General features: G+C 41.1%; 11 protein-coding genes. 8 read left to right on the forward strand and 3 right to left on the reverse strand.

Annotated elements, in window-relative coordinates; genetic code table 11:
- Nucleotides 1–11 precede the first annotated feature (11 nt).
- The 3 genes from Q7P97_RS00870 (at nt 12) to yugI (ending at nt 1,109) form a co-directional block, all read left to right on the forward strand.
- Nucleotides 12–233, forward strand: coding sequence for a hypothetical protein (locus Q7P97_RS00870; protein ID WP_085426778.1), 222 nt, complete (start codon nt 12–14; stop codon nt 231–233).
- A gap of 118 nt (nt 234–351) precedes the next feature.
- Entirely contained in the window at nt 352–618 is a 267-nt protein-coding gene (locus Q7P97_RS00875) for a DUF1871 family protein (RefSeq protein WP_303965180.1), read from the forward strand.
- A gap of 116 nt (nt 619–734) precedes the next feature.
- A complete protein-coding gene (yugI, locus tag Q7P97_RS00880) occupies nt 735–1,109 on the forward strand; it encodes a S1 domain-containing post-transcriptional regulator GSP13 (protein ID WP_085426777.1) in 375 nt (124 codons plus the stop codon).
- A gap of 108 nt (nt 1,110–1,217) precedes the next feature.
- Here the strand turns inward: yugI and Q7P97_RS00885 are convergent, their stop codons facing one another.
- The gene (locus Q7P97_RS00885) at nt 1,218–2,519 is read right to left on the reverse strand and encodes a sigma 54-interacting transcriptional regulator (RefSeq protein WP_303965184.1); all 1,302 of its coding nucleotides are present in this window, start codon (nt 2,517–2,519) and stop codon (nt 1,218–1,220) included.
- Between the two features lie 180 nt (nt 2,520–2,699).
- Here Q7P97_RS00885 and pruA point away from each other — a divergent pair, with 180 nt between their 5' ends.
- From pruA to Q7P97_RS00900, 3 genes are all read left to right on the forward strand, one after another.
- Nucleotides 2,700–4,244, forward strand: coding sequence for an L-glutamate gamma-semialdehyde dehydrogenase (gene pruA / locus Q7P97_RS00890; protein WP_303965186.1), 1,545 nt, complete (start codon nt 2,700–2,702; stop codon nt 4,242–4,244).
- A gap of 32 nt (nt 4,245–4,276) precedes the next feature.
- A complete protein-coding gene (locus Q7P97_RS00895) occupies nt 4,277–5,470 on the forward strand; it encodes an ornithine--oxo-acid transaminase (RefSeq protein WP_303965189.1) in 1,194 nt (397 codons plus the stop codon).
- A 139-nt stretch (nt 5,471–5,609) separates the two neighbouring features.
- Nucleotides 5,610–6,854 (forward strand): Glu/Leu/Phe/Val family dehydrogenase, encoded by a 1,245-nt coding sequence (locus tag Q7P97_RS00900; RefSeq protein WP_303965192.1) that lies wholly within the window; start codon nt 5,610–5,612, stop codon nt 6,852–6,854.
- A 41-nt stretch (nt 6,855–6,895) separates the two neighbouring features.
- On the opposite strand, the gene Q7P97_RS00905 is transcribed toward Q7P97_RS00900, so the two are convergent.
- Nucleotides 6,896–7,153: a DUF378 domain-containing protein gene (locus tag Q7P97_RS00905; protein WP_303965194.1), complete on the reverse strand. Its 258-nt coding sequence runs from the start codon at nt 7,151–7,153 to the stop codon at nt 6,896–6,898.
- 104 nt (nt 7,154–7,257) lie between these two features.
- On the opposite strand from Q7P97_RS00905, the gene Q7P97_RS00910 reads away from it, so the two are divergent.
- Entirely contained in the window at nt 7,258–8,421 is a 1,164-nt protein-coding gene (locus Q7P97_RS00910) for an iron-containing alcohol dehydrogenase (protein WP_303965198.1), read from the forward strand.
- Nucleotides 8,422–8,528: 107 nt separating this feature from the next.
- On the opposite strand, the gene Q7P97_RS00915 is transcribed toward Q7P97_RS00910, so the two are convergent.
- A complete protein-coding gene (locus Q7P97_RS00915; RefSeq protein WP_303965202.1) occupies nt 8,529–9,251 on the reverse strand; it encodes an MgtC/SapB family protein in 723 nt (240 codons plus the stop codon).
- 125 nt (nt 9,252–9,376) lie between these two features.
- On the opposite strand from Q7P97_RS00915, the gene Q7P97_RS00920 reads away from it, so the two are divergent.
- Entirely contained in the window at nt 9,377–10,279 is a 903-nt protein-coding gene (locus tag Q7P97_RS00920) for a DMT family transporter (protein ID WP_303965203.1), read from the forward strand.
- Nucleotides 10,280–10,541: the final 262 nt, after the last annotated feature.

Here is a 10,541-nt window from a genome sequence, read left to right on the forward strand (position 1 = left end):
GGGAAACTAGCATGGACTTCGTTCTATTGATGCCGTTTCTTTATTTTCCTGAAGATAAATCAGAATACATTCCAGCAGCAATCTCTTTCGTCATCTTCATGACGCTTATGCTGTTCGTATTTCGTTGGATTCTCAAGAAGTCCAAACGGCAGGAAGAAGAAACGAAAGAGCTGGAACATCGTATTTTAAAAGAACGACAACAAATTAAAAATCAAGAGCATCCCATCGATTGACCGGGATGTTCTTTTTTTGAGTTTTCTCGGATGCTATCAATCTCTTTGTAACTGTTTTCTGTTTTCTTTCACAACACTGTGCTATCATTAAAAGAAAATACGAATCAGGTGACGAATCGTGCAAACCATCGAAATGAATAAAAAAGCGGTTGTACTTCTTAAGCAGTGGGATCCATTCCAAGAAGGAGAATACGCATATGATAGAGAAATTGCAGATGTAGTGACGAAGCTTCATGATGTGGATCATCCAGCTGACTTGGCTAAATGTATTCGCGATGTCTATGAGCATACACACGATATTTGGATACCTTTAGAGAAGTGTATGGATATATCCTATAAATTAATTGCGATTAAATATGAAGCTAACTCAATCGTCCAATATTAAATAGTTAACGCCGTCTTTTGGATGGCGTTTTTTTGTTCAAAACTTTGAAATATGGTATACTATGAAACGGCCACAAAGGCAGACTAGATACTACTTTAGATTGGGAGCTGTTTTGCATGTCTCACAAATTTGCAGTAGGAGATGAGCTATCCGGTAAAGTTACCGGAATACAGCCGTACGGTGCGTTTGTAGCGCTGGATGCTTCAACGCAAGGGTTAGTGCACATCTCTGAAATCACGTATGGGTTCGTTAAAGACATTCACGAATTTTTGGAAGTTGGGCAAGAAGTTCACGTCAAAGTACTGGATGTGGATGAAAAAGCGAGTAAAATCAGTTTGTCTATTCGTGCATTACAAGAGCCACCGAACTCTTACTTGAACAATCAACGTTCCCGTCAATCATTGCAGGAACGTGTAGATCAGCAAGACGCGGACGGCTTTAATTCATTGAAAGATAAGCTACAAGGCTGGATCGAACAATCCGGACGTTAATAAAAAAGGACTGTCACAGGGAGTGAATATAACTTCCTGTAACAGTCCTTTTTTGCTTTTAAATTAGCAAGTAACGTCATTAAAATCACTTCTGCAAAATCAGTATCTTTATTCCTTCAACTTCTTTAATCGATATTGCAAATTCTGTCTGCTCATACCGAGTGAGTTGGCAGTTTTCGTAATATTGTCATCATGCAACTTCATCGCTTTCTGAAGATAATACCTTTCCGCTTCGCGCAAATACTGATCAAGTGGTACTAACTTTGAATCGCTTTGAACAATAAAGTCTTTTGGCTGCGATGATTCATCCGAAATGGACTCCACCTTTAACTTAAACTGCAATGGCAGCATATCAAACGTCAATGTATCTTCACTTGTACGCATGGAGGATACCTCGTCTAGCAAAAACTCCAGCTCACGCAAATTCCCTGGCCATTCATATGCACATAGTAACTCGCTGACTTTTTCATCGATTTTTGTTAACCCTGTTCCGAGCGATTCTATTCTCGTCTTCAGATAGGATTCGGCAAAAGGAATAATATCTTCAGGGCGCTTACGTAGGGGAGGGATCCGGATAGCGAATGACGCGAAAAAATAATAAAGCTCCTTTAAAAGAGTCCCGGATGCAATAAGTTCAACTGGGTCATCTCCAATACTCGCGATAAACTGATGAGTGGATGATTTTTGCAAAACGAAAAGTAATGACTGTTGCAAGGAAATTGATAATGAGTCGATTCGCTCACAAAATAACGTCATCGGCAATTGCTGTTGTAAAGTTTCGTTAAGTTGCTGAATGATATCTGTATCAGCATGTAGACAATGGAATGTGTGAAATACTCTTTGATTTTCTGAGGTTCCGTAGTGAATAGCTTCAGCAAGATTATCTTTCCCGACGCCAGTCTCGCCAATTAATAAAACAGGCAATCCTGCATCTGCCGCTTTTTCAGCAGTCGCAATGACCGATTTCATCGCAAGAGAGTGGGCTGTGATTTGATTGAATGTAATCGGTCCACGGTTTTTACGCAATGGTTGCAGAACGAACTTCTCCAATGCGGTAATATCTTGGGCAAATTCAATCGCACCGATCAATTCCTGTTCTTCATAAATAGGGTAGGTGTCATTCATCGTGGTGATTTCTAATTCGTTCGTATTCCAATACCTCTGCTTCACTCGCAATTGTGGTTCTCCGCTCTGCAATACTTTCATCAAGGTACTTTCGCTTTTGTCGAAGTTGAATAGCTCCAATATAGAATGGTCTTTTATATCCTCGAGATTTAATCCTTCAATTTCCTTCATTTTACGATTGTAGACAAGTGTGCGTCCTGAATGGTCTACGGCATGTATTCCGATATTTGCATGATCCACTGCAAATTGATTGCATATATCTAATGCATCTTTATAACTATTCATCAAAAACACCTTCCTAAAAGTAGTATTTATCAGAATTCTATTAGTAAAATACTAAAAAGAAAAATAAATTTATCAAAACACTTGCAAAGTGCAATGTTTTCTTGCATCATTATAAATGTAAACGTTAACAAACGCAAATATATTTTGCACTCTCAAATATAAAGGAGGACTCGATCCCAAATGATTCCATACAAACACGAACCATTCACAGATTTTACAGTAGAAGAAAACCGCAAAGCATACGAAGAAGGTTTTAAAACCGTAGAAAGTTATATTGGCCAAGACTATCCGTTAATTATCGGTGGCGAGCGCATCATGACAGACAAGAAGTTAGCATCTACTAACCCTTCAGATAAAAAAGAGATCATCGGGAATGTCTCGCAAGCTAGTCGCGATTTAGCAGAACAAGCGATGAATACAGCAAAAGAAGCATTTAAAACGTGGAGAAAAGTGAAGCCTGAATTCCGTGCCGATGTACTATTTAAAGCTGCGGCAATCGTCAGACGTCGTAAGTTCGAGTTTTCTGCACTTCTAACAAAAGAAGCAGGTAAGCCTTGGAACGAAGCGGACGCAGATGTTGCAGAAGGTATCGATTTCCTAGAATACTACGGTCGTCAAATGCTTACACTGAAAGAAGGTATGCACGTAGAGAGCAGACCAGGAGAATTTAACCGATTCGATTATATACCACTTGGTGTAGGCGTAGTTATTTCACCGTGGAACTTCGCATTTGCCATCATGGCAGGTACGACAGTAGGAGCACTAGTGACAGGGAACACAGTATTGTTGAAGCCTGCATCTACTACAACAGTAATTGCATATAAATTCATCGAAGTACTGGAAGAAGCCGGCATGCCTTCAGGCGTTGTCAACTATATCCCAGGATCAGGTTCTGAAATTGGTGACTATCTAGTAGATCACAAAGATACTCGTTTCATTTCGTTTACGGGTTCACGCGAAGTCGGTACACGCATTTTCGAACGTGCGGCTAAAGTACATGACGGCCAAATTTGGTTGAAGCGTGTAATTGCGGAAATGGGCGGTAAAGATACGATTGTTGTCGATAATGAAGCAGACCTTGAATTAGCTGCACAATCTATCGTGAAATCTTCATTCGGATTCAGTGGACAGAAATGTTCTGCATGTTCTCGTGCGATCATTCATGAAGATGTCTACGATGAAGTAGTGAAGCGTGTAGAAGAAATTACGAAAACGTACAACTGGGGCGATCCGGTAGATAGCAAAAATACGGCAGGTCCGGTAATTGACCAGGCTGCATACGATAAAATTATGGACTATATTGAAATCGGTAAGAAAGAAGGACGTCTCATTGCAGGCGGAACTGGCGATGACACCAAAGGTTATTTCGTAGCTCCGACAGTATTCGCAGACGTTGATCCGACTGCACGTATTTCTCAAGAAGAGATTTTTGGACCGGTCGTGGCGCTTTCTAAAGCTTCATCCTTTACAGAAGCGATTGAGTTTGCGAACAATACAGATTACGGTTTGACAGGTGCTGTCATTACGAATAACCGTCATCACATTGAACAGGCTCGCGAAGATTTCCATGTTGGGAACTTGTATTTCAATAGAGGTTGTACAGGTGCTATCGTAGGATATCAGCCATTTGGCGGATTTAATATGTCTGGTACGGATTCGAAAGCTGGAGGACCGGATTACTTGCAGTTGCATATGCAAGGGAAGACTACTTCAGAAACGCTATAAACCGATTAAGAGAATTCGAGGAGTGAACAAATATGACGAAAACAACAACTGTTATTGAAAAAACGCAAAAATACGGTGCGAATAACTATAATCCGCTACCTATCGTAATTTCGGAGGCGGAAGGTGTCTGGGTGAAGGACCCTGAAGGCAATAAGTATATGGATATGTTAGCTGCATATTCCGCACTCAATCAAGGACATCGCCACCCAAAAATTATTCAAGCGCTGAAAGACCAAGCGGACCGTGTAACGTTAACTTCACGTGCGTTCCACAATGATCAATTGGGTCCGTGGTATGAAAAGATGGCAAAGCTTTCAGGTAAAAACATGGTATTACCTATGAATACAGGTGCAGAAGCAGTGGAAACAGCTTTAAAAGCAGCTAGACGCTGGGCATATGACGTAAAAGGTGTAGCTGGCAATCATGCAGAAATCATTGCATGTGTCGGGAACTTCCACGGTCGCACGCTTGGAGCAGTTTCACTGTCGTCTGATCCTGAATATAAAAAAGGATTCGGTCCGTTACTACCTGGTATCAAGTTGGTAGAATATGGTGATATCGATGCGTTAAAAGCTGCGATTACTTCCAATACGGCGGCATTCCTAATCGAGCCGATTCAAGGAGAAGCTGGAATCATCATTCCTCCAGAAGGGTTCATGAAGGAAGCTGCGAAACTATGTAAGGAAGAAAACGTTCTATTAATTGCGGATGAAATCCAAGCGGGACTATGCCGTACGGGTGAAATGTTTGCTTGTAACTATGATGATGTTACACCGGATATGTATATTCTTGGTAAGGCACTAGGTGGCGGAGTATTCCCGATCTCTTGTGTGCTTGCAAATGATGACATTCTAGGCGTTTTCAATCCAGGATCTCACGGCTCTACATTTGGTGGAAATCCGATGGCTTGCGCCGTATCCATAGCAGCACTTGAAGTGTTGGAAGAAGAAGAGCTGGCGAAGCGATCCAAAGAATTAGGAAATTATTTTATGGATGAATTGAAGAAAATTTCTCATCCTGCAATTAAGGAAGTACGTGGCCGTGGATTATTCATTGGGATGGAACTAACAGAAGAAGCACGTCCATATTGTGAAGAGCTCAAAGAACTAGGTTTACTATGTAAAGAAACGCATGATACTGTCATTCGTTTTGCTCCTCCACTGACTATTACTCAAGAAGAGCTGGACTGGGCATTAGAGAAGATTCGCACAGTATTTAGCAAGTAAGTAACGTTCATCCACCCATTCGATCTCTGCATAAAAATAAATTCGCAAAAGGTTTGGAATTGATGGGTGGAAGTTTCAACATGTCCGTGTTATAATGTGTCCGTGAAAGACAATACCAAACAAAGAGGCGAGCCATACAATGACAGAAAACCTGAATCTATTTACGTCTACACAAGTTGTTATAAAAGAAGCACTTGAAAAGCTAGGCTATGATGAAGGGATGTATGAACTACTGAAAGAACCACTTCGTATGGTGGAAGTACGTATTCCGGTCCGTATGGATGATGGAAAAGTACAAGTATATACCGGTTACCGTGGACAACACAATGACGCAGTCGGACCTACAAAAGGTGGAATTCGCTTCCATCCTAACGTTAGTGCTGATGAAGTGAAGGCGCTATCTATGTGGATGACGCTAAAAGCGGGAATTGTGGATTTACCATATGGTGGAGCTAAAGGCGGTATCATCTGTGATCCGCGAGAAATGTCGATGGGTGAACTAGAAAGACTAAGCCGAGGCTATGTGCGTGCACTTAGTCAAATCATGGGGCCTGCAAAGGATATCCCTGCACCGGACGTCTTTACGAATTCACAAATCATGGCATGGATGATGGATGAATACAGTAAAATTGATGAATTCAACTCTCCTGGTTTCATTACAGGGAAGCCAGTCGTACTTGGTGGCTCACACGGCCGCGAGCGCGCAACAGCTGAAGGTGTAACGATCATTATCAATGAAGCGGCAAAACGTCGTAACATCGATATGAAAGGTGCACGTGTTATCATTCAAGGATTTGGTAACGCAGGTAGCTTCCTATCTAAGTTTTTACATGACTCCGGTGCGAAAGTTATCGGAATATCTGACGCATATGGAGCGTTGCATGATCCGGACGGTTTAGATATCGACTATCTATTAGATCGTCGTGACAGCTTCGGAACAGTTACTACATTATTCGACAATACGCTAACCAATGCGGAATTGCTCGAAATGGATTGTGATATCTTAGTTCCAGCTGCTATCGAAAACCAGATTACAGAAGAAAACGCTCACAATATTAAAGCGAATATCGTAGTGGAAGCAGCAAATGGTCCAACTACAGCGGAAGCTACAAAAATCCTGACAGATCGCGGTATTCTACTAGTACCAGACGTATTAGCTAGTGCTGGTGGCGTAACAGTATCGTATTTCGAATGGGTTCAGAACAATATGGGTTATTATTGGACTGAAGAAGAAGTTCGTGAAAAAATGACGCAAAAAATGGTTGCAGCATTTGAAAATGTTTATAATGTATCGTCTACACGTAATATTGATATGCGTTTAGCGGCATATATGATTGGTGTACGTAGAACAGCGGAAGCAAGCCGTTTCCGTGGCTGGGTATAATTACAACTAAAGGCATCTCCTCATATACGAGGAGATGCCTTTTAAATTTGTTCAACGGATGAAGTGGAATGAGTTTCTTCAGCGGGTCTATGTTCGTTTTCCCTTCGCCAATACGTAAAGAGGACTTGTAACGACATGAGACCAGACAATCCGATGATGATATACAGAAAGCGTGCTAGTGGCTGATAGGCACCATCAGTAAGTTGTGCGATGACATCAAAACGAAAGATTCCAACGACTCCCCAGTTTAATGCCCCGATCAGCGCGATGGCCAATGTAACTTTTTGCAGTGTTTCCATTTTATCTCCTCCTGAAAAAAGTATATCCTGTTTTTAGAACACTATACTTGCATCGTAAATACATCTTTTTCATAATAGAGAGTAAGAAAGAGGAGGCGTGTGATTTGGATAACTTTATTTTTAACAATCCGACTAAATTAATTTTCGGTAAAGATCAATTACAACGATTGCCAAAAGAGCTTGAACAATACGGTAAAAAGGTGTTACTCGTGTATGGTGGCGGCAGCATTAAGCGCAATGGCCTGTATGACGAAATTACAAAGATGTTGAACGACAATGATTTCGAAGTAGTGGACATGCCAGGTGTTGAACCCAATCCTCGTTTGTCGACAGCTAAGAGAGGCGCAGACCTTTGTAAAGAACATAATATCGACGTGATCCTCGCAGCTGGTGGCGGTTCCGTAATTGACTGTACGAAGTTAATTGCTTCCGCAGCGAAATACGACGGTGATCCTTGGGACTTTGTAACAGGTAAAGCAACGCCTAAAGAAGCACTTCCATTCGGTACGGTGCTGACTATAACTGCAACTAGTTCAGAAATGAATGCGGGTTCTGTTATTACGAATGAAGAGACGCAAGAGAAATACGGCTGGGGTGGGCCATTAAGCTATCCACAGTTTTCTATATTAGATCCGAAATACACATTGTCAGTGCCACTGGATCAAACAGTCAACGGTATTGTCGATACGATGTCTCACATTTTCGAGCAATACTTCCACACGGCAGACAACGCGTTGTTGCAAGATGAAGTCTGCGAAGCGGCATTGCGCTCTGTTATGAAGACTGGTGAACAACTAGTAAAAGATCCAGAAAATATAGAGCTTCGTGAATCCATGATGTTTGCAGGAGTTTGGGGATTGAACGGTTTCTTATCGATGGGAACAAGAGGGGACTGGGGTACGCATAATATTGAACACGCTGTATCTGCTGTCTACGATATTCCGCACGCAGGCGGTTTGGCGATTCTATTCCCGCACTGGATGAAGCAAACTTTCCCTAAAAATCCAAAGCGCTTTGTACAGTTAGCTGTTAATGTGTTCGGTGTAGATCCAGCTGGTAAAACGGATGAAGAAGTTGCGATGGAAGGAATCGATCGCTTAAGTGCCTATTGGAAGAAGATTGGCGCACCTGTCACGCTAGCAGATTATGATATTGATGACTCCAAATTAGAGCTAATGGCAGAAAAAGCTGCTGTGAATGGACCAGTCGGTGGATTTGCTAAGCTTTCTAAGGATGAAGTTCTTACTTTGTTGAAAGCTAGTTTATAATTCCTGACACTATGTTTCTTTTAAATATGTAAAAAGGCTGAAAACAACTACCTGTAGTAGGGTTGTTTTCAGTCTGCAACGTCAAGTCACTTCGGCTTGGCGTTTTTTTATGGATAAATAACGAGCTCTACCGATTCTACATAAGAAAGTGTAGTTAGTTCTATATAGAGTGAAGAGGTAGATTTTTTGGGGTGTGCCATAAGTTTAAATTGCAATTCATGATGGTAATGATGTTCGGATGTTTGAAATTGTCTAATACGCATATGGTCAATTTCCATATTTTCTTCATGTAAGTATTTTATGAGATCATCAATCTTAGACTTTTGCGTAATGATGATCGTGCAATTTGCTTCTTTTGTACGTAACCGTTTCGGACCGAATCTACCTAGCATAGGTGCGATTAGCTCAATAACGATCATTACACTGATTACGGTGAAGAATGCTTCGAAGTAAAAGCCGGCCCCTACTGCAATACCAATCCCTGCGGCGCCCCAGATCATAGCGGCGGTAGTAAGTCCTGTTATATTATCATTATCCCTACGCAATATTGCACCAGCGCCAAGGAATCCGATACCACTGACGATTTGTGCAGATAGTCGTAAAGGATCCATTGTAATATTAATATCATCGCGGGAGGGCACTAAATAAGCTGCTTCCATTGAGATAATCGTCAAGAGACAACTGAATGTAGCGATGACAGCACTTGTCTTCAGTCCAATAGGTTTTTTCTTGATTTCTCGCTCCACGCCAATAATGATACTAAGTACGAGGGCGACACTGATTTTAATTAGCGCTTCTCCATTAAATGAATCCGCAAGTAATGTAAACATAAATTATCCTCCTTCACTTACAAAATAGGAAGATTACCTATATACTTTCTTTTATACGGCAATCAACTCGTACATGCCTCTCTTTCTATTGTAATGGGAAGGGAGATAGAAAGAGAAGTGATATTTTGAATAAACCAACAATTCATCCCTACATACCGATCGCGATTGGTGTTCTTACTGTCGGCTTATCTGCAATCTTCGTAAAGTTGGCCACTGCAGATGCAGGAGTCATCGCCTTTTATCGTATGTTCTTTTCGGCAGTCATTATGCTTCCGCTATTTTTAATTTCGTATCGTAGCGAACTAACCACGTTAACGAAAAGGGAATGGTTGTTTACTGCGAGCTCAGGAATATTTTTAGCAATCCATTTTATACTGTGGTTTGAATCCCTGAACTACACATCGGTAGCCAGCTCTACCGTACTAGTTACGCTGCAGCCGGTATTTGCATTGGCTGGCACAGCATTGTTCTTTAAAGAGATTATTACAGGGAAGATGCTAACTGCTGTTCTTGTTGCATTAACCGGAAGTTTTATTATTAGTTGGGGAGACTTTCAAGTAAGTGGGGCCGCATTATTTGGAGATATCTTGGCGTTGCTCGCTTGTGCATTCGTTACAGCTTATTTATTAATTGGTCAAAATGTACGTAAAAGAATATCGCTCGTGACATATACCTTTCTTGTATACTCCGTGAGTTCGGTTGCATTATTTATCTATGTACTTGCCATACAAGAACCGTTCACTGGATATCCCTCATCTGATTGGGGTTGGTTCTTAGCTTTAGCAATCTTGCCAAATCTACTCGGGCACACATTATTTAACTGGGCAGTTAAGTGGGTGAGCACAAATGTAGTATCGATCGCCATTCTATTTGAACCTGTACTTGCTTCAATCGCCGCTTACTTCGTGTTACACGAAAAAATAACTACACTTCAATTAATAGGTGCAATCGTTGTTCTGACGGGGATTCTACTGTTTATTATCGATGTAAAATCAATAAAGAAAAAACTTTTTACGAAAAACACTTGATTTCTCTATATGATCTATTGTATATTAGTTCTTGTCGCTTCGGACGTAAACGAAATCAACGAAAAAACTTTTTAAAAAGTTGTTGACTTCGAGAAGCGCTGAGTGTAATATAAAGAAGTTGCTTTCACACAGGCAACAAACACGAACCTTGAAAACTGAACAGCAAAACGTTAACGAAATATAGTTTGTGCCTGGCTTGCCAGTGACACAAACAAAATGAGTATCTTAATTGATGCCAGCAAATGAAACTCGAGCTAATCGA

Origin of the sequence: Sporosarcina ureae, from assembly GCF_029267015.1 — a bacterium.
GTDB lineage: Bacteria > Bacillota > Bacilli > Bacillales_A > Planococcaceae > Sporosarcina > Sporosarcina ureae_D.

Bases quoted from the DNA above. Each gene is read 5' to 3' on its own strand.
- Q7P97_RS00905 (WP_303965194.1), bottom strand. From the start codon at position 7,153: ATGGAAACACTGCAAAAAGTTACATTGGCCATCGCGCTGATCGGGGCA.
- Q7P97_RS00895 (WP_303965189.1), top strand. From the start codon at position 4,277: ATGACGAAAACAACAACTGTTATTGAAAAAACGCAAAAATACGGTGCG.
- Q7P97_RS00915 (WP_303965202.1), bottom strand. From the start codon at position 9,251: ATGTTTACATTACTTGCGGATTCATTTAATGGAGAAGCGCTAATTAAA.
- Q7P97_RS00885 (WP_303965184.1), bottom strand. From the start codon at position 2,519: ATGAATAGTTATAAAGATGCATTAGATATATGCAATCAATTTGCAGTG.
- yugI (WP_085426777.1), top strand. From the start codon at position 735: ATGTCTCACAAATTTGCAGTAGGAGATGAGCTATCCGGTAAAGTTACC.
- pruA (WP_303965186.1), top strand. From the start codon at position 2,700: ATGATTCCATACAAACACGAACCATTCACAGATTTTACAGTAGAAGAA.
- Q7P97_RS00900 (WP_303965192.1), top strand. From the start codon at position 5,610: ATGACAGAAAACCTGAATCTATTTACGTCTACACAAGTTGTTATAAAA.
- Q7P97_RS00870 (WP_085426778.1), top strand. From the start codon at position 12: ATGGACTTCGTTCTATTGATGCCGTTTCTTTATTTTCCTGAAGATAAA.